The sequence below is a fragment of the Aliidiomarina taiwanensis genome (assembly GCF_003987015.1).
GTDB lineage: Bacteria > Pseudomonadota > Gammaproteobacteria > Enterobacterales > Alteromonadaceae > Aliidiomarina > Aliidiomarina taiwanensis.
In genome coordinates this window covers 69,358-87,689 of the sequence record NZ_PIPQ01000003.1, presented here as the reverse complement: position 1 = coordinate 87,689, position 18,332 = coordinate 69,358, and the positions used below count along the sequence as shown (strand labels likewise).

16 protein-coding genes are annotated in these 18,332 nt (G+C 50.2%); 7 read left to right on the top strand and 9 right to left on the bottom strand.

Annotated elements, in window-relative coordinates; genetic code table 11:
• The first annotated feature begins 133 nt into the window (after positions 1-133).
• Positions 134-439: an STAS domain-containing protein gene (locus CWE15_RS07050; RefSeq protein WP_126757387.1), complete on the top strand. Its 306-nt coding sequence runs from the start codon at positions 134-136 to the stop codon at positions 437-439.
• Here CWE15_RS07050 and yciH read toward each other — a convergent pair.
• Genes yciH through CWE15_RS07025 form a run of 5 tightly spaced genes read right to left on the bottom strand, consistent with a single transcriptional unit; the run spans position 436 to position 4,329 of the window.
• Entirely contained in the window at positions 436-768 is a 333-nt protein-coding gene (gene yciH, locus CWE15_RS07045) for a stress response translation initiation inhibitor YciH (RefSeq protein ID WP_126757386.1), read from the bottom strand. The two genes, CWE15_RS07050 and yciH, sit on opposite strands and share 4 nt — an antisense overlap.
• A 5-nt stretch (positions 769-773) precedes the next feature.
• The gene (locus CWE15_RS07040) at positions 774-1,532 is read right to left on the bottom strand and encodes a hypothetical protein (protein ID WP_126757385.1); all 759 of its coding nucleotides are present in this window, start codon (positions 1,530-1,532) and stop codon (positions 774-776) included.
• Between the two features lie 55 nt (positions 1,533-1,587).
• A complete protein-coding gene (locus tag CWE15_RS07035) occupies positions 1,588-2,292 on the bottom strand; it encodes a sensor histidine kinase (protein WP_126757384.1) in 705 nt (234 codons plus the stop codon).
• Between the two features lie 45 nt (positions 2,293-2,337).
• Positions 2,338-2,934, bottom strand: a complete 597-nt coding sequence (locus CWE15_RS07030; protein ID WP_157980729.1) for a CoA pyrophosphatase — start codon at positions 2,932-2,934, stop codon at positions 2,338-2,340.
• 24 nt (positions 2,935-2,958) lie between these two features.
• Positions 2,959-4,329 carry an anthranilate synthase component I family protein gene (locus CWE15_RS07025; RefSeq protein ID WP_126757382.1) on the bottom strand — a complete coding sequence of 457 codons (1,371 nt, stop codon included), beginning with the start codon at positions 4,327-4,329 and terminating at the stop codon, positions 2,959-2,961.
• A gap of 127 nt (positions 4,330-4,456) precedes the next feature.
• On the opposite strand from CWE15_RS07025, the gene CWE15_RS07020 reads away from it, so the two are divergent.
• Together CWE15_RS07020 and rmuC are read left to right on the top strand one after the other, a co-directional pair.
• Positions 4,457-5,971 carry a fumarate hydratase gene (locus CWE15_RS07020; RefSeq protein ID WP_126757381.1) on the top strand — a complete coding sequence of 505 codons (1,515 nt, stop codon included), beginning with the start codon at positions 4,457-4,459 and terminating at the stop codon, positions 5,969-5,971.
• Positions 5,972-6,004: 33 nt separating this feature from the next.
• A complete protein-coding gene (rmuC, locus tag CWE15_RS07015) occupies positions 6,005-7,210 on the top strand; it encodes a DNA recombination protein RmuC (protein WP_241971867.1) in 1,206 nt (401 codons plus the stop codon).
• On the opposite strand, the gene CWE15_RS07010 is transcribed toward rmuC, so the two are convergent.
• Complete coding sequence (locus tag CWE15_RS07010; protein ID WP_126757379.1) at positions 7,176-7,850, bottom strand: hypothetical protein; 675 nt, start codon at positions 7,848-7,850, stop codon at positions 7,176-7,178. The two genes, rmuC and CWE15_RS07010, sit on opposite strands and share 35 nt — an antisense overlap.
• A 163-nt stretch (positions 7,851-8,013) precedes the next feature.
• On the opposite strand from CWE15_RS07010, the gene CWE15_RS07005 reads away from it, so the two are divergent.
• Genes CWE15_RS07005 through ligA form a run of 3 tightly spaced genes read left to right on the top strand, consistent with a single transcriptional unit; the run spans position 8,014 to position 14,564 of the window.
• Positions 8,014-11,478 (top strand): AAA family ATPase, encoded by a 3,465-nt coding sequence (locus CWE15_RS07005; RefSeq protein ID WP_126757378.1) that lies wholly within the window; start codon positions 8,014-8,016, stop codon positions 11,476-11,478.
• 23 nt (positions 11,479-11,501) lie between these two features.
• On the top strand, positions 11,502-12,503 hold the full coding sequence (zipA, locus tag CWE15_RS07000) for a cell division protein ZipA (protein ID WP_126757377.1): 1,002 nt from the start codon (positions 11,502-11,504) through the stop codon (positions 12,501-12,503).
• A gap of 27 nt (positions 12,504-12,530) precedes the next feature.
• Positions 12,531-14,564: an NAD-dependent DNA ligase LigA gene (gene ligA / locus CWE15_RS06995; RefSeq protein ID WP_126757376.1), complete on the top strand. Its 2,034-nt coding sequence runs from the start codon at positions 12,531-12,533 to the stop codon at positions 14,562-14,564.
• On the opposite strand, the gene CWE15_RS06990 is transcribed toward ligA, so the two are convergent.
• From CWE15_RS06990 to gloB, 3 genes are all read right to left on the bottom strand, one after another.
• On the bottom strand, positions 14,541-15,071 hold the full coding sequence (locus CWE15_RS06990; protein ID WP_126757375.1) for a hypothetical protein: 531 nt from the start codon (positions 15,069-15,071) through the stop codon (positions 14,541-14,543). The two genes, ligA and CWE15_RS06990, sit on opposite strands and share 24 nt — an antisense overlap.
• A gap of 2 nt (positions 15,072-15,073) precedes the next feature.
• A complete protein-coding gene (locus CWE15_RS06985) occupies positions 15,074-16,669 on the bottom strand; it encodes a lytic transglycosylase (protein ID WP_126757374.1) in 1,596 nt (531 codons plus the stop codon).
• Positions 16,670-16,745: 76 nt separating this feature from the next.
• On the bottom strand, positions 16,746-17,510 hold the full coding sequence (gene gloB, locus CWE15_RS06980) for a hydroxyacylglutathione hydrolase (RefSeq protein WP_126757373.1): 765 nt from the start codon (positions 17,508-17,510) through the stop codon (positions 16,746-16,748).
• A gap of 48 nt (positions 17,511-17,558) precedes the next feature.
• On the opposite strand from gloB, the gene CWE15_RS06975 reads away from it, so the two are divergent.
• Positions 17,559-18,317: a methyltransferase domain-containing protein gene (locus CWE15_RS06975; protein WP_126757372.1), complete on the top strand. Its 759-nt coding sequence runs from the start codon at positions 17,559-17,561 to the stop codon at positions 18,315-18,317.
• The last annotated feature ends 15 nt before the right edge of the window (positions 18,318-18,332 follow it).

The following is an 18,332-nucleotide window of genomic DNA, read 5'->3' as shown; positions in this document are numbered from 1 at the left end:
AGAGGCACTTTCCCATGAAAGTGAAGCAAAGACAAACTAAACTGTACCTTTATATAAGTAATTGTAGTGGCAGTATAGTTCATAACAGTGTATTCTTAAATAAGTAGTAACTAATAGATATAACCACAACTTTATGACCTTACCTATTCGCTATTCGACAGAAGATAACCAGCTCACCATTATGGTGAAGGGTGTTTTCGACTTTCATTTGGTGGGCGCATTTCGTGAAGCATATACGGGGATAGCCCCGACGGTGGAGAAAATTGTTATTGACTTCAAAGGGGTGGAGCATATCGACAGCTCAGGTTTGGGCATGCTGCTTAACCTAAGGAAAACCTTTGCCCGCACCTCGATTGAAATAGCCTTAATAAATTGCCGTGACGAAGTGCGGCAGGTGCTGTTGAATGCTCAGTTCGACAAGGTATTCACTGTAAACTAACCGCCAGAAAACCTCACTGTATAGCCTTTCGACCGTAACCATTCGGCACAGGCTTCCCGCTGGTCTCCTTGAATTTCAATTGCATATTCTTTTGTGCTACCGCCTACGCCACAGCGCTTCTTTAATTGTTTTGCTATGTCTTTTAGCTCGGCCTGGGTTACTCCTAAGCCTTCAATTACAGTAACACCGCGGCCTTTACGGCCTTTGGTTTCACGGCGAATGCGGACAATACCGTCGCCTTGAGGAACCTGCTCGGGTGCTTCTTCGGGAGTTATTTTGCCTTGCTCTGTACTGTACACAAGCTGGCTTAATTGGTCTTTTAAACTCATGTCCGCTACCACTTTTTCTTTGGCTGAAATAATTCGTCTATATCAGACTTTTCGTCCCGCTTGGCTGCATCTTTGGCATTGGCTACCCGCAGGGTTTCCATTATTTCCTTCAACTTTTGGTCAATATAAGCCAGCTTTTTTGTGATGTAGTCGTCACTGAAAGTGACTTCGTCTAAGGTTCGCTTGGCTTTTTCTAAATACTGTCGTGCAGAGCCTATCATGCCTGTACTGAAAGCAGCTTCACCACGTCGGATAAGGCTTTCGGCGCTAATGCGTATAAGGGCTTTTTCAATACGTCTGTCTTCTTCATGGAAGATATTGCTGTCGACTCGATTGCGGCCGTGTTCAGAGCGTAGCATTTTGCGCAACTTCTTCAGGCCTTGTAACATGACGACGATTTGTTTGTCATGAGCCGGTATGGAGAAGTTTTCAACTAATAGGCTTTTGTCGTTGGGATTGTAGCCCGCAATGGCCTCTTCATACTCTTCCAGCCGGGCTTTCAATTCGGCCACATTAGGCTGTACGTCAATGAGCAGCTTTAACGAGTCTCGGGCCCGACAACGGAGCACATGCATCAATGCTTTACCCACGGGAAAGTCGCTGGCGATGGTCATTAAGTCTTCCGTTTCCTCAAGTATATTGCGGTAACGGTGTATTTTTTGCCGCCTTTCTAGCTCAACGCGTTGCTTATGCTGCTGAATAGCATTTACACCGACAGCTAGAAGAGCTAAAGCGAAAATAAGAATAATAATGGCTAGGAGCATATTATGGTTTTACGTCCTTATTGTTATGCATATCACTGTACCTGACTTCCATTTATTACGGTAGTTGCAATGTAAACTTGCTGCCACCTAGAGGGCTATCGTTACTGAGCCAGATAGAGCCTTGTTTGTTGTTTTGCTGGTGCGCTTGGGCGATTAAGTGAGAAAAGTATAAGCCAAGCCCAGTGCGGCCGGCACTTAATACCATATTGCCTGGCTCAATCCCCATGCTGTCTATCATGCTTTGTGGGTACCCTTCACCGTCGTCGTGCACTTCAACATAAAAACGGTTGAGTACCGTGTCGACTCCTAGCTTTACTTGCACCTGCTGTTTGGCGTAGCGCAGCGCATTGATAACCACGTCGTTCAGCAAGACTAAAACTAAATGTTGATCGAAATACCAGCTGCCTTCATTTACTAAGTCCACCCGAAGCTCCACATGATGGTGGCGCGCATAAAACTGGTTATTAGCCACAAGTTCGTCGGCAATGTCGTCAAGAAACACTTCTTGCATATTCAAAGGCAAGTGGTCGTGACTTTGACGGTACAAACTGAGCAATTGCATTAAGCCCGTATTTAACCGTTGGGTTTCATAGTGAATATCGGCCAGGCGGCTGCGAGGTTGAGCACTTTCTACCTCGGCGGCTACCTGTTCGATAGACTGCAATAAGAGAAAGAGGCCATTTTTCATGTCATGCACGCTGGCGGCTAATACCGTGGCGAAGTCGATAGGGCTTTCGTTGTTATTTGTCGATGCGGGCATTATTCGCTCCAAGAAGATGTCTAGCTCAGCTTGTTGAGCTTATCGTTAAAAGACCGGAGTGTATAGATGCTTGCCTTGCGGGTTCATTTGGTCAGCGAGGGTTCGAATGATAGCAGCTGTTGCGCCCCAAATAAGTTGCCCCTGCCAAGGAATAAAGTGCACCGTCGGATACAGCGGGTCATTGCGCTTTACCTGTAAATGGTTGCGCTGATCCAAGAGCACGCGGAGCGGTACAGTTAATACCTCTGCTACTTCATCTGTGGCTAAATAGAAAGGGGACTCGCTTGTTACCACACCCAGGTATGGCTGAATCATAAAACGAGAAAGAACGGGTTGCTCGGGTAATTGCCCAATAATATCAACTTGCTGCGGTGCTAAACCAATTTCTTCTTGGGTTTCACGTAAAGCAGTGTACTGCAAGCAAGGGTCACTTGCGTCCATTCGTCCACCGGGAAAACAAATTTGGCTTGCATGGTGGCGTAAGTGCGGGGTGCGGCGAGTGAGAATAACTTCTAACTCGCTACGCCCCTGACGGACAGGAATTAAAACCGCGGATTTATGCCAAGCGAAATCAGGCCATGCCTGAGCTGCAGGCGGATGCAAACTAAACTGAGTTACAAATTCATTTAATTGGCACGACACAAACGGCTTAATACTCCTTCTAGATTATAAATAGGGCAGTATGCGAGCAACCTTGTCGAAGGTTTCTTGGTACTCCTCGCTTGCTACCGACTGGGACACAATACCACCGCCAGCCCAACAATGCAGCTTATCTTGGCTGTGGCACAAGGTACGAATAGTGACATTGCTATCGGCCGCACCGTGAAAGCTAAAATACGCTAGGCTACCGCAATACACAGAGCGTTGGTGTGGCTCGAGCTCGGCGATGACGTCGATGGCCTGCTGCTTCGGATGGCCGGTGATAGACCCCCCGGGCATGACGGCCCGCATTAAGTCGAGGGCGTCGTGGCCTGGCTTTAACTGCGCGACAAGGGTGCTAACCAAATGATGCACAGCAGGAAAGCTTTCTATGGCCAGCAGCTGCGGAGTTTGAATACTTTCAGGTACACAGACTGGGCGAATGTCGTCGGTTAATAGCTGAACCACGAGTAGGTTTTCATTGCGCTCCTTTTCCGAGGCGAGTAACTCAGCAGCAAGCGCCGCGTCTTTGCTGGGTACCGCATGACGAGGGCGGGTGCCTTTGATGGGCTTGGTTTGTAGCTCGCCAGTTTCACTGACACGCACAAAGCGTTCGGGCGATAAGCTAAGCACGGCTCCTTCTTCTAAGTTCATAAACCCGGAGAAAGGGGTGCCATTGGTTTCCCGTAAGGTGGTGTAAGCTTGCCAGCTGCTGCCGGTGCATTCCGCGGTAAAACGTTGAGCAAGGTTGATATGGTGGCATTCGCCCGCAGCGACATAGGCTTGGAAGCGTTCAAAACGTTCAATATATTCTGCTTCGGTGAGATTACTCTGCCACTCACTGTGGCGCTTAAAAGGCACAACGGTTGGAGCTTCTGCGCGCCAAAAAGCTTCCGCGTCGGTCTGGCTCATATGGCTGGGTGCAACGATGTAGCTTTGTTTGTCCTGATGGTCAATAACTAAGGCGTGGGTATAAATACCGACGGCAGCGTCGGGCATGGCAATGTCAGACGCGACCCCTGCTTTTTCATAACCTGCATTTTGTCCCGCATTGTAACCAAAGTAGCCCACAGCGCCACCGCAAAATGGGATATTCGACTGCATGTCTTGATAGGGTGCGAGGGCAGCTTGTATGGTGGTGAAGAGGTCTGTTGGGGGAGTGTTTGAGGTTTCGGGTAAGGGGGGCTGGCAGATAAGTTGTTGGTCGATAAGGCGGATGGTCCGTTCTGGTTTACGTACGATGATATCGTACCGACTGTCGGGATGATGGGCATTGGCGGAGTCGAGTAAAATGGCCCAAGGTTCGTCGGCAAAAGGAGCAAAAAGTGCCTGCGTGTTACTCCAAAGGCGATATTCAACGGGGTATATAGTTGTGTTTTTATTATTTTCTTTATGCATAGGTAAGTAGCCTGTGACTAGCGATTAAATCTGTTTAAGGGTATCATACGGCTCATATTTCGACACTTTTTTTGAGTCTGGGTGGCCATAAAAACACACACCTTTGACCAGTTTAAATGAGGTTCGCATGTCTGTAATTCGTCAACAAGATTTTATCGATAGCATTGAAGATGCGCTGCAATTTATTTCTTATTACCACCCCTTAGACTTTGTCGATGCACTCGCAGAAGCTTATGAGCGAGAGCAGAGTGAAGCAGCAAAAAACGCCATAGCGCAAATGTTGGTGAACTCGCGGATGTCAGCAGAAGGGCATCGCCCTTTATGCCAAGACACAGGCATAGTGACCTGCTTTGTAAAAGTAGGCATGGGAGTGCAGTGGGACAAAACAGACTTAACGGTGCAAGAAATGGTGAACGAGGGCACGCGTCGCGCATATAGCAACCCAGACAACCCGCTACGAGCCTCGATTGTAGCAGACCCTGCTGGAGCTCGAGTCAACACCAAAGACAACACCCCAGCTGTTGTGCACATTGACATGGTACCTGGCAATAAAGTTGAAGTGATGATTGCAGCGAAAGGGGGTGGCTCTGAAAACAAAACCAAAATGGCCATGCTTAACCCGAGCGACTCCATTGCTGACTGGGTCGTGGAAACCATGCCGAAGCTCGGTGCGGGCTGGTGTCCACCTGGTATGCTAGGAATTGGTATTGGTGGTACAGCTGAGAAGTCGGCCGTATTGGCAAAAGAGTCACTGATGGACCCTGTGAACATTCAAGAGCTGATTGATCGTGGCCCTGAAACGCCGGAAGAAGCCTTGCGTTTAGAAATTTACGAGCGTGTGAATAAATTAGGAATTGGTGCCCAAGGGCTTGGCGGCTTAACCACAGTGGTGGATGTGAAAATTAACTCCATGCCGACTCACGCTGCCTCGAAGCCTGTGACCTTAATTCCAAACTGTGCTGCGACACGTCACGCCCACTTTACACTCGATGGAAGCGGCCCAGCCGACTTGCAGCCACCGCGCTTAGAAGACTGGCCAGACATTACCTTGGAAGTGGGCGACAGTGCGCGCCGAGTGAACCTGGACACGCTAACACCTGCAGATATTGCTGAATGGCGTATGGGTGAAACCGTACTGTTGTCTGGAAAACTATATACAGGCCGAGACGCAGCCCACAAGCGCATGAAAGAAATGTTGGATAAGGGCGAGCCACTACCGGTGGACTTGAAAAACAAGTTTATTTACTACGTTGGCCCAGTGGACCCAGTGGGCGACGAAGTGGTTGGCCCAGCAGGACCAACAACGGCGACCCGTATGGACAAGTTTACCGACCAAATGCTGGAAGAAACCGGTATTTTGGGCATGATCGGAAAAGCGGAGCGTGGTCCAGAAACAGTCGCTAGCATTGCCAAGCATAATGCTGTGTATCTGATGGCCGTGGGTGGGGCTGCCTACTTGGTGTCGAAGGCCATTAAAAAAGCGAAAGTGGTGGCGTTTGAAGACCTAGGTATGGAAGCCATTTATGAATTTGAAGTGGAAGACATGCCGGTCACCGTAGCAGTGGACAGTTTAGGGAATAATGCCCATGAAGCTGGCCCGGCTATTTGGTCCGTTAAAATAGCAGAGCTTGACAGCAAATAAATGGTCACTGACACCTTTTCAAGTACATTCTGGATGGGGGCAGCAACAGTCGTTGCTGCCCTTTTTGTGTTGTTGCTGGTGTTGCTTTCGCGTGCCCATGCACGCAACCGCTATTTACAAGAGCAGCGGGTATTGCTAACCGCGGAGCTGGATAAGCAGCGGGCACTTGCTGGTGCGGCCCACCAACATATGCAAGACAAACTCACCAGTTTAAGTGAAAGTGAAGAACGCTTAAAAAACGAATTTGAACGCTTAGCCCAGCGTATTTTTGAACAAAAAGCGCAGCAATTTGAAACGGCAAACGAACGACGGTTAGCGTCTACTTTGAATCCTTTAAAACAGCAGCTGGAAGCTTTTCGTCAGCAAGTGGGTAGCCAATATGCTGAGGAAGGGCGTCAGCGTATGTCGTTGCAAAAAGAGCTGTTAAGCCTGCGTGAACTGAATAAGCAAATGACAGCAGAAGCCGAGTCGTTAACCCGTGCTCTGAAGGGCGATAGCCGCCAGCAAGGGGTATGGGGCGAAGTGGTTTTAGAGCGCATTTTAGAGCAGTCGGGGCTGCGGGCCGGTCACGAATATGAAGTGCAAGCTCAACGCAGAGCAGAAGAAGGCAAAAACTACCGCCCAGATGTCATTATTCACTTACCTGAAAAGCGCCAAGTGATTGTTGATAGCAAAGTGTCGCTAACAGCCTATGAACGTTACTTTAATGCTGAAACAGACGCGGAGCGAGAAAAAGCCTTGGCGGAGCATGTTCAGTCGTTAAAAAACCATGTGCGAGATTTGGGGCGAAAAAAGTACCAGCAGCTCGAAGGGGTGACCACCCTAGACTATGTATTGCTTTTTGTGCCAATTGAGCCTGCTTTTTTATTAGCCGTGGACAAAGACCCAGAATTAATTCGGCTGGCGCTGGACCAAAACATTATGTTGGTTAGCCCAACTAATTTACTGGTGGCACTGCGAACGGTGCACAACATTTGGCAATATGAACACCAAAGCCAGAATGCAAAGCGCATTGCCAGTGACGCGGCTAAGCTGTACGACAAGTTCGTTGGCTTCTTGGACGACTTGAGTCGTATTGAACATAGCTTAGCCACCACCAGCAAGCACTTTGATGCGGCAATGAATAAGTTGTCGACAGGTCGAGGTAACTTAATTAGCCGCGTTGAAAAGTTTCGCGAATTAGGCGTACAACCAAGCAAAAAAATCAGCCCTGAACGACTTGAAGACGAGGACGAATAAGGGCTTTGACCCGCGGCGAGGTGACCTGCCGGATAAACGCGCAGGTTAGTGGTTTGCCATTGATTGGCAGGGTGAGCCACAAGTAGCGGACCCACCTGCCCGAGTGGGCTATACGTAAAGTTACCTGCTGCGCTTTATGGGCCCGTTCACACTCAAGCATGGCGTACAGCAAACGGTCGCGCTGATGCGGTACATACCACTGTAAAAAATGTTGCATACTCAACTTGCTGTAATAAGGTGCAGACTCCTCATGCAAGCTCGCGGCATAGTCTGACCAATAACAGGCGTTGTCTTGTGGGTGATAGAGTACAAAACCCAGTTGTTGTTGGATGCTAGAAATGTCTTCTGCGTTTAAAAAGAGAGCCAGAACAAGCCCGGAGTCTTGTAGTTTGGTTGTTACTAAGCGAGCAGCTGTCGCCTTGTATTTGGGGTGCCAGTACACCACAGTTTGCCCAGAGTGAGGCCGAGGCCCTTGTGAGTTTAAGCAATGGTCTTGCCAATGACGTTGCCCCTTATGCAGCCGTACGGCTTGGCTTAATGGGTTATGTGCTAACACCCTTCCTTGATTGTCCATAATAAGTGCGGCCACATCGGCGGCGGCTAAATAATTTAAAAATGCATGATAATGTTGCATGTGCATAACAAATAGTTCCTTTCCTTGGATGCCAATGGAACTGATAAGTATGACCTTGCTTGCTCAAATTCCCAGCAAAAGGATGAAAATTCAGCATTTAACTCATCTTCACGTTTCACAGTGCAGCCAGGTGCTATGATTTTCATTCAAATAACTTTAAACTGATTCCATGCGACTAAAATACATTCGATTAACAGGATTTAAGTCTTTTGTAGACTCAACGAAAGTGGCGTTCCCCGAGCAGATGACCTGCATTGTCGGGCCGAACGGCTGTGGAAAGTCGAATGTAATTGATGCGGTTCGCTGGGTGCTTGGCGAAAGTAGTGCTAAGAACCTGCGCGGTGACGCGATGACGGATGTTATTTTTAACGGCTCCACGGCCCGTAAACCCGTGTCTCAGGCAAGTGTGGAGTTGGTCTTCGATAACACGGAAAGACGCTTGCAGGGCGAGTTTGCAGACTACAACGAGGTGTCTGTGAAGCGGCAAGTCAGCCGCGAAGGACAGTCCGTATACTTTTTAAATGGCACCAAGTGTCGCCGACGAGATATTACCGACTTGTTTTTAGGTACGGGGTTAGGGCCTCGTAGCTACGCCATTATTGAACAAGGGATGATCTCACGTTTAATTGAGTCGCGCCCCCAAGAATTACGTGTCTTCATTGAAGAAGCGGCAGGCATTTCCAAGTATAAAGAGCGCCGTAAAGAAACTGAAAATAGAATTGCCCGCACCCGCGAAAACTTAGAGCGTCTAACGGATGTGCGCGAAGAGCTGGGTAAACAGCTGGCTAAGTTACAGCGCCAAGCAGCATCTGCGCGTCGTTACCAAACCTTAAAAGCGGAAGAGCGCCGCTTGCGAAGTGAATTGCAGGCTCTGCGCTGGCTACATTATCAGCAGCAATGCGACCGAGTGGAACAAGAGCTCACCAGCCAAGAAGTGGAGCTGGAGAAGTGGCAGGCAGAGCAGCGCGGCAGCGAGCGTGGTCAAACGGAATTACGAGAACAAGAACAAGCGCTGCAAGATACGGTAGAGCAAACCCAAGCGCAATTTTACCAGGTGTCGAGCCAGGTCACGAGCTTGGAACAAGACATTCGCTATCAACGTCAGCTGGCACAACAACGAGCCGAGCAAGCGGCTACATACGCAAGAAATGCGACGCAGTTGGCAGAAGAGTTGGCGGCAGAACAAGCACTTTGTGACGAGTTGCAAGGAACAGGTGAAGATCTGCAGCAGCAGCTTTTGGTTGCGGAAGAACAATCCATTTTGGTGAATGAGCAACGCGAAGAAGCAGACATGCGTTACCAGGATTGGCGAGAGGACTGGCAGTCGTTGCGGGACACTCAGTCTCAGTTAACGGAGCGTAGTGCTGTGCTGCAAGCCGAGCGCCGTGCAACGACAGAGTTGATGACGCAAGGGCAACAACGGCGACAGCAGTTGGCTGACGAGCTTGCTACTTTGCAGCATCAAGACACCAAGGCGCTCGATGTATTTCGTTCTGAATTGGAACAGCAGCAAGCTTTGCTTGAAGAAGCAAACAGCCAGCTGGCACAGTTGCAAGAGCAGCAGCAAGGCTACGAGCAGGCGAGTCAAACATTACAGCAACAAGAACAAGCGCTTGCTGGCCAACAGCACCAGCTTGAAGGGCAGCGAGGCTCGGTAGAGCACTTACTGCGTAGCCAAGAGCCGCAGGAGCTCCCTGCATTAAAGGCATGGTTAGAACAGCACCCGAGCATAGGTGTATTGCGTGATTTTTTACAGGTGCCTAATGAATGGCTTGCGGCCACAGAAACACTATTACAACACTGGTTAGCTGCCCCGGTATTTTCTGAGCAGCCCAGCCAGTGGCCCGTGGCTGTTGACAGGCCTTTATTGGCTTTCACGCCAGGTTTAGAGTGGCCTACAGAAAGCTTGGCTTTGCAGCTAGGTGCCAAAGCACAGCAGCTTGCGTTGCTGCAAGGAGTCGCTGTCGCTACGGATGAAGCCACAGCGAAGCAGCTGCTGGAACAACCTGAATGGCATACAGTAGCGCTTACAGACGGTCGAGTACTTGGCCGCGGCTGGGTGCTCGGTCGCCCTGACGATGCCGATAGCCAATTGGTTTGGCAACAGGAAGCGGAACGTTTAGACGCTGCGCTGGCGGAGTTAAAAACACAGCGTTCGGCCCTTGCGCAAGAATTGGCTGCACACCAACAGGTACAGGCGGAAAACGCGTCCCGGCTGCAACAGGTTCAGCAACAGGTGAATACTGTTCAGCAAGAGGTTGCACGAAGCCAAGAGCGTCTTTTAAGTGCAGAGCGCGATTTCGCGCGTGAACAAGCACGCAAAGTGGCTTTAGAGGAAGAACAGCATACGCTGGAAGAGCGCTGGCTAGCACTGATGGCTGAACAAGAAAGCATAGAGCAGCGCCAAATTGAATTAGAGCAAGACGAGGCGGACTACGGCCCACGTATTGAAGCGGCCGAGCAACGTGGCGAAACACTCCAGCAGCAGTTGCAATCAGCGCAGCAGGCCGTGGTGGAAAGCCAACAGCAGGTGCATCGTTTGCAACTAGAAAGCCAGCAGGTGCAAAGCAAACGGCAGCACTTAGAGCAACAAATTCAGCGGCTGAAAGAGCAACAAGAACGATTGGCAGAGCAGCGTCAAGCACTGAGCCAAGAAACGGACACGGAAAGTGAAGTGCTATTGCTTGAAGAGCAGTTAGCGGAAGCCTTGCTGCAACGAGAAGACGTAGAGCAAAGGCTACTGCTGGAAAAGGAAAGCCTTGCCGCGGTACAAGAGCGGTTAGGCGTTTTACAAAAAGGTCAGTCGGCGGTGCTTGAGCAAATTGTGAAGCAGCGCGAGCGAGTGGAAGCTAGCAAACTTGAATTAGCAGCGTCTCGGGAGCGTGGCCATGCATTGCTCGACACCTTCAATGAGCTGGGTGTGTCTTTAAAGGACGTGTTGGCGAATTTGCCGGAAGAAGCGGAAGAGAAAAAGTGGCAGCAAGCCTTAGATACATGCAGCAGTAAAATAGCTCAGCTAGGGGCAATTAACCTTGCCGCCATTGAAGAGGTAGAGGCGCAAGCGGAACGCCAAGCTTACCTCGATGCCCAACATGAAGACTTACAGGCCTCACTCGATATACTAGAAGAGGCCATTAAGAAAATAGACCGAGAAACCCGGACGCGGTTTAAACATACATTTGATCAAGTAAATGCGGATTTACAGCGTTTGTTCCCTAAAGTCTTTTCGGGAGGTATGGCATACTTAGAGCTGACCGACGACGACTTGTTGGAAACGGGGGTGACTATTATGGCCCGTCCGCCAGGCAAGAAAAATAGCACTATACACTTGCTGTCGGGTGGCGAAAAAGCGCTGACTGCATTGGCGCTTGTTTTTGCCATATTTAGGTTAAATCCTGCGCCGTTTTGTTTGCTCGACGAGGTGGACGCACCGCTGGACGATATTAACGTAGGTCGCTTTTGCCGTTTGGTGCAAGAGATGTCAGAATCGGTGCAGTTTATTTATATTAGTCATAATAAAATAGCAATGGAAATGGCGACACACCTTGTGGGAGTGACCATGCAAGAGCCAGGGGTGTCGCGTTTAGTTGCAGTGGACGTAGAGGAAGCATTAGCAATTGCTGATGCCACCTAACAACAACGAACAAGGTATAAGTGATGGATGGTTTGCGAGTTTTGCTCATTATTGTTGGTCTTTTAGTTATTTTAGCGGCGTTAGCGCACGGGCTCTGGTCGATTCGTAAAAACAGCCGTAAACAACGGGTGGTTCGGAAAGCAGAGCCCTCATTGACACCGACTCAGTCCACTCCAGGAGCAACTGACAGTTCGGGGTTCGATGAGTTTGGCATTGGCGCGGTGCGAACCATTAAAACAGCAGACAGCAAGGCGGCAAAACAGCCCGCTAAAGCAGACACGGCCAAGAAAGAAGTGCAGCAACCTACCTTGTTTGACGAAGGGGGGAGCGAGCCTGCAAACGTAGCGACAAGTGCGAAAGCAACCCCAGAGCGCCAAGAGCCAGAAGTTGCTGTAGAGCAGTTGCCCATGAGCTTTCCTGAAGAAGAGCAAAAGCAACCAAGTATTAGCAGCGAAGCACTGCCTGAGCATGCGGAGGAGAAAACTCCCGAGCTTGGTGCCTTGGACCTAGAAGAAAGTGCTGAAGAGCCTGCCGAGGAAGCCACAGCAGCAGAACAAACAAACACACCAAACACAGAGAAAGAGCCACAAGTGATTAGCTTGTATGTGTCGGGTGATATTCAAGGGGCTATTTTATTACAAACGGTGACAGAGCTTGGCTTTAAGTTTGGCGACATGGACATATTCCACCGGCATGTGGACACAGCGGGTAAAGGCCCAACCCTGTTCAGTATGGCCAATATGTTTAACCCAGGCGTATTTGATTTAGACGAAATTGAAACCTTTTCGACCCGTGGCGTGGTGCTCTTTATGGAGTTACCAGTGCCTGGCGATGGTCATAAAGCCTTTACCATGATGTACAACGCGGCCAATAAAATAGCGGAAGCCATGCCTCGGGCTGCTGTGCTCGATAGCAACCGCAACCCAATTACCAAACAGTCGGTGCAGCATACTTATCAGCGCATTCGAGAGTTTGAGCGTCAGCAGCATGTGGCTGGCGCAGCCGGCATGGCACAGAAAAGCTAACGTCGCGTTTTAACTGGACTATATACCATGAGTACTGATCCTCTTTACCAAGAGCTGCTGCGCCTGCGCGAAGCACTCGATACCCATAATTACAATTATTACGTGCTGGACGCACCCAGTATTCCGGACGCCGAATACGACCGGCTCTTCCGCCGTTTGCAAGAAATAGAGCAAGCTCACCCTGAGTGGCTTTCTGCAGACTCACCCAGTCAACGGGTGGGGGCCGTAGCTCATGGCCAGTTACCGGAGGTTCAGCATGCAGTACCTATGCTTTCCCTCGACAATGCTTTTGACCATGACGAGTTGCAGGCGTTTCAACAGCGTGTGCAAGAACGAGCTGGCGTGAGCGGAGATATTGCTTGGTGCGCAGAGCCTAAACTAGACGGCTTGGCAGTCAGCTTACTTTACGAACAAGGCGTGCTGGTGCGAGGTGCGACGCGTGGCGATGGTTATCAAGGCGAAGACATTACCGCCAATGTGAAAACAATTCGCGCAATACCTATTCGGTTGCGTGGTGACTACCCAGAGCGACTTGAAGTGCGAGGGGAAGTCTTTATGGATATCGCTCACTTTGAGCGGATGAATGAAAAAGCCCTTGCCACGGGCTCTAAAGTATTTGCCAACCCGCGCAATGCTGCTGCAGGTAGCCTACGTCAATTGGACTCTCGGATAACGGCCGAGCGCGGTCTGAACTTTTATGCTTACGCTATGGGTGAGGTCTCACCTGCTCGTCAACTTGATAACGACAGTCATTACGGACGACTTGAACAATTGCGGGCGTGGGGGTTTCCTGTATGCCGCGAAACCAAACGCTTAACCAGCAACAAAGCCTGTGAAGTGTATTATCAAGACATTTTAGACCGCCGGGGTGACTTGCCCTATGAAATCGATGGAGTGGTGTTTAAAGTTGATGCCATTGACCTGCAAGAAAAACTTGGGTTTGTGGCGCGGGCACCACGTTGGGCGGTTGCTCATAAGTTCCCTGCGCAGGAAGAGTTGACTTGGCTACGAGGTGTCGACTTTCAAGTGGGCCGCACTGGAGCCATCACCCCAGTTGCTCGGCTTGAGCCTGTCACAGTTGGGGGCGTGGTGGTGTCGAATGCCACTTTACATAATGCCGATGAAATTGAACGCTTAGGCGTCCGCATTGGCGACCGCGTGATTATCCGCCGAGCGGGAGACGTGATACCTCAGGTGGTAGGTGTGGTGGCTGAAGAGCGACCTGAGGACAGCACCGCTGTGGTCTTCCCTGAGGCCTGCCCAATTTGTCAGTCGGCGGTAGAACGGGTTGAGGGCGAAGCTGTGGCACGTTGTACCGGTGGCTTATTTTGTGCCGCACAGCGGAAAGAAGCCATTAAGCACTTTGCTTCACGCAAGGCCCTTGATGTGGACGGCTTGGGCGATAAGCTCGTAGAAATGCTGGTTGATAGAGAATGGATTAAGCACCCAGCGGACTTATTTAAACTGAGTGTGCACCAATTAGCGAGTTTGCCTCGTATGGGGCAAAAATCAGCAGAAAATTTAGTCAATGCGCTTGCTCGAAGCCGAAAAACCACCTTTGCCCGCTTCCTATATAGTCTAGGTATTCGTGAAGTCGGGGAGGCGACAGCACAAAACTTAGCAACCCACTTCGGTGACTTAGATGCGCTGATGGCGGCCTCGGAAGAACAGCTTCAAGAAGTTAGTGATGTAGGGACTGTGGTTGCAGCTCATGTATATAATTTCTTCCGAGCGCCTCATAACCTCGATGTCATTCGTATGCTGACAGAAGGCGAGCGGGCGGTGCATTGGGAAGCAGTGGTTCCGGTAGATGAAGACGCACTTGATTTAGCGGGGCACACCTATGTGTTAACAGGCACCTTGACCCAGTTAAAACGTGCGGAAGCGAAGGCCATGCTTGAAGCGCGGGGCGCAAAGGTTGCAGGAAGTGTCTCGAGTAAGACCACAGGTGTGTTTGCCGGGGAGAATGCCGGCTCTAAGCGCACTCGGGCAGAGGAGCTCGGCATTCCTGTGCATACGGAAGAAGACTTACTGGCGTTACTCAACCCGGCGGATGGATAGGTCGCGAATAAAGCCGTCGGGACGAAACCCGGTAATACCATTCTTATCGAGCTGAATGCTTAAGGACGGCGTTCGGCGATCGAACAGTAAATATTGATTATCAATTCTTAATCGCAGGCCGTACTTAGCTTCAGATGTCGGTAGCAACTCAATAACATGTTTGCCCACGGTGACTTGAAAGCTACGCATGTAGCGGTCGCTAAACTCTGCTAAGTACGCCATATTGTCGGTAGGCTGTACGGCGAATTGCATATTGTATTGGCGCGGTGGCTCGCTAATGGCGACGCGCTGTTGGCCAGCGCGAAAGTACCAAATGTCGTTCACCTCTTCAAAGGCCAGTGGATAGTTAATATTCACCAAGGTGCCGTCGCCAAGAATGGCAGTCCCGACGATGGAAGTTTGAAAGCCTTGCTCTTCTTCTGCGGTGCTGACGCAACTGAATGTGGCCAGCAGCAGCGTGCACAGGAAAGCAAAAGTGCGTTTACCAGCAGTTAAAGAGTGATACATGTTTATCCTCCTTGAGCAACATTGACATGCAAGGTGAGACGTTGCCCGGGCTGCAGGTAACGCTCTCGGTTAATTTGGTTCCAGCGTTCAATGTCACGAATGGTGACGCGGAAACGGCTGGCTATGCGCGCAAGCGAGTCGCCCGAGCGTACCTGATATTGCACCGTACGGGTAACACCTGAGCTTGTTGTTTGGCCTTCGTTTTGCACCCAAATGGCAAGGGTTTGGCCAGGACGTAACATATCGCCAGGCGCCATATTGTTCCATTGCGCTATACGGCTTACACCGACATTGTATGTTCGGCTTAAGTCCCATAAAGTGTCGCCGCTAACAACCCTGTGATCGATGCGCTGGCCTTGATTAGGAGTACTTTGAGACTGGGCCAACCGTTGATCGGTCGACAGGCTGTAGTCACTTAGCGCTTGACTCGCTACCGGTATAAGTAAGTAGTCACCCGCGCGAATTAAGCTGCCTGAGATATTGTTCGCCTGCTGCAGTGCTCGAGGCGTTGTGTGGTAGCGGCGCGCAATGGTGATTAAACTCTCACCTCGCTTGACCTTGTGGCGGTTCCAACTTACCCAAGTAGCAGGGTCTGTTTCAGCTAACTTTTCTTTAAATTGCTCCGCTGCATGGCGAGGCAGCAACAAATGAAAAGGACCTTCAGGCGTAGTAGCCCAACGGTTATACCCTGCGTTGTAACGATGCAGCTCATCTAGCTCTAGTCCTGACATATTGGCGGCTAAGGCCAAGTCCATTTGTTGGCCTACGTCAATAACGTCAAGCACAGGTTGGTTAGGGACATAACGCCAACTTAAGGTTTGTTCGTGGCGCTCGTGCAACAAACTCGCTAAGGCAAGAATTTTTGGCACATAATTGCGGGTTTCTCGCGGCAGTGAAAGAGACCAAAAGTCAGTGGGCTTGCCTTGAGACTTGTTCTTTCTTACAGCAGCAGCGACACGGCCTTGCCCGCCGTTGTATGCAGCAATAGCTAATAACCAGTCGCCGTCAAAGGTTTTGTGTAAGCGGTCGAAGTAGTCAAGAGCGGTTTCGGTTGCAGCGACAATATCGCGGCGGCCGTCGTACCACCAATTAATATCAAGGCCGTAATGGATGGCGGTACTTGGGATGAACTGCCATAGCCCGCTGGCGCGTCCATGGGAATAAGCGAAGGTGTCGTAGGCACTTTCTACAATGGGCACAAGTACAAGTTCGAGGGGTAAGCCGCGCTTTTCAATTTCTTCTACAATGAAGTACAGCAGAGGGCCGGCCCGCTGAGATACGCGCTCGATATAATTCGGGTTGTTTAGATACCAATTCCGATGGGCTTCAATAAGACTGTGTTCAGGTATATCTAAGGTGAGCTGCAGTCGAATGCGGTCCCACAGATCTGCTTGCTGCAACGGCGACAGGTCATTGCGCTCAATAGGCTGAGGCTGTTCTGTGGGTAGCGTCATGGCATAGCGTTCAACCCCCTCTCGTAGAGGGATCTGCTCTGCTGTAACGGGCGCTTCTAATTCGTTTTGTGCAATAAGTTGACAGCCACTTAATAGTAAACCTGCGCCGAAAAGGGCGCTGCGCTGAAGGAACGAGTACTTCATTTATTATTATTCTCCTCACTTTAAGCAAACGCTTAAGTGGTTATGGCTGGTGAAATTCTAGGCACATTGTATGGAATTAGAAGGTGTCTTTCCACTCCCTGATCACAGCAAACACCTCTTCTTTTCGAGTTATTTGCCTTCCAGCCCGCTGTTCTGCTGCTTTTTGCACACTTGGTAGATGGGTGCGCAAAAAAGGATTCGTTTTTAATTCTATACTTAATAAGCTTGGCACTGTGGCTTCTTGGTTGCTGCGTTGCTTTGCCACAAGGGCGGCTCGTTCTTGAATGTCTTGGTTGTCTGGCTCGACAGCAAGAGCAAATTCCAGATTAGCAGCCGTATACTCGTGGGCGCAATATATCTTTGTGTCTGCGGGTAAAGCACGAAAGGTGTCGAGAGAATGGACGAACATGTCGGGTGTGCCTTCAAACATGCGACCACAGCCCGCAGCGAATAGGGTGTCACCCGAAAATAAGCGGGGTGCAGCATAATATGCAACATGGCCTAAGGTGTGGCCAGGGCAGGCTATGACTTGAAAGTTTGGAAAGCCAGGTGCAGGTGTTATGGTGTCTCCAGGATGCACTGGATGAGAATTGCATGGAATAGTTTCTGCTGCAGGGCCGTAGACGCGGCATTGTGTGGCGGCCACTAAGTCAGCGATGCCATCTGTATGGTCGTAGTGATGGTGCGTCACAAGAATAGCAGCGAGTGTGCAGTTGTGCTCTTCTAGCCAGGCCAGCACTGGGGCTGCGTCGCCGGGACAAAAAACAATACACCGGTTGTCTTCACTTTGCATGGCCCAAATATAGTTGTCATTGAAAGCTTTAATGTATGTAACGCGCATGGTGCTCCTAGAATAATTTATTCATGCTTCAGTATACGAGGGTTTGCTATGATTTTGAAATCAGCACGGCGTCAGCACATGCAAGCAGACGGAGTACAGGCGCCTGAACGCTGGTATGATATTGAGCAAGGGACATGGTGGCGGCAAGCGCTTGGGCAGTGGTTAGCAGAAGAAGACCCTATTATATTTGGGGAATATATGCTGACGTTGAGTGGGTTAGACGTGCCCTGGCCCGATGCACGTATTAAAGCTCATTTTCATATTCACCCAGGAAGCCAAAGCGATGTGCAAGCAGAGTTAACCGCTTTGCCAATTACACAAGACGCCATCGACTGGGTAGCCTTGCCTTTTGTGCTTGAGTACAGCAATGATCCTCACCAAGTGCTGCGTGAAGCCGACAGGGCATTGCGTAACGACGGGTATATGCTGGTGGCCATGAGTAACCCTTATGCTCTGCATAGCCTTGCGCGATTATGGCCGAGTTGGCGGCAGCGAGCACCTTGGCAAAGCCGCTTGTTTACGCCGGCGCGGGTGTTAGATTGGTTGTCATTGTTAAATTATCAGGTGCTGCATGCGGGCTATTTCGGCTATGCTGTGCCATGGCCATCGCGCCATGGCGGCTCTCCGAAAGGCCAAGGCTTGTTAAAGCGTGTACCCTTTTTAGCCGCTGGCTATGCCATGATAGTGCAAAAGCGTGAATGGCCAGTCACGTTAGTGCGTTCGCCGAGTTTTCAACCGGCACAGGTTAAAAACAAAGGGGTCGTGCCAGCAGGGCGCATTCAGTCGAATAAAGTTCACCCTAAATAATGAGTAGGAGTCATT

Coding starts and splice junctions, on each gene's coding strand:
- CWE15_RS07050 (WP_126757387.1), top strand. CDS start 134: ATGACCTTACCTATTCGCTATTCGACAGAAGATAACCAGCTCACCATT.
- yciH (WP_126757386.1), bottom strand. CDS start 768: ATGAGTTTAAAAGACCAATTAAGCCAGCTTGTGTACAGTACAGAGCAA.
- CWE15_RS07040 (WP_126757385.1), bottom strand. CDS start 1,532: ATGCTCCTAGCCATTATTATTCTTATTTTCGCTTTAGCTCTTCTAGCT.
- CWE15_RS07035 (WP_126757384.1), bottom strand. CDS start 2,292: ATGCCCGCATCGACAAATAACAACGAAAGCCCTATCGACTTCGCCACG.
- CWE15_RS07025 (WP_126757382.1), bottom strand. CDS start 4,329: ATGCATAAAGAAAATAATAAAAACACAACTATATACCCCGTTGAATAT.
- CWE15_RS07020 (WP_126757381.1), top strand. CDS start 4,457: ATGTCTGTAATTCGTCAACAAGATTTTATCGATAGCATTGAAGATGCG.
- rmuC (WP_241971867.1), top strand. CDS start 6,005: ATGGGGGCAGCAACAGTCGTTGCTGCCCTTTTTGTGTTGTTGCTGGTG.
- CWE15_RS07010 (WP_126757379.1), bottom strand. CDS start 7,850: ATGCACATGCAACATTATCATGCATTTTTAAATTATTTAGCCGCCGCC.
- CWE15_RS07005 (WP_126757378.1), top strand. CDS start 8,014: ATGCGACTAAAATACATTCGATTAACAGGATTTAAGTCTTTTGTAGAC.
- zipA (WP_126757377.1), top strand. CDS start 11,502: ATGGATGGTTTGCGAGTTTTGCTCATTATTGTTGGTCTTTTAGTTATT.
- ligA (WP_126757376.1), top strand. CDS start 12,531: ATGAGTACTGATCCTCTTTACCAAGAGCTGCTGCGCCTGCGCGAAGCA.
- CWE15_RS06990 (WP_126757375.1), bottom strand. CDS start 15,071: ATGTATCACTCTTTAACTGCTGGTAAACGCACTTTTGCTTTCCTGTGC.
- CWE15_RS06985 (WP_126757374.1), bottom strand. CDS start 16,669: ATGAAGTACTCGTTCCTTCAGCGCAGCGCCCTTTTCGGCGCAGGTTTA.
- gloB (WP_126757373.1), bottom strand. CDS start 17,510: ATGCGCGTTACATACATTAAAGCTTTCAATGACAACTATATTTGGGCC.
- CWE15_RS06975 (WP_126757372.1), top strand. CDS start 17,559: ATGATTTTGAAATCAGCACGGCGTCAGCACATGCAAGCAGACGGAGTA.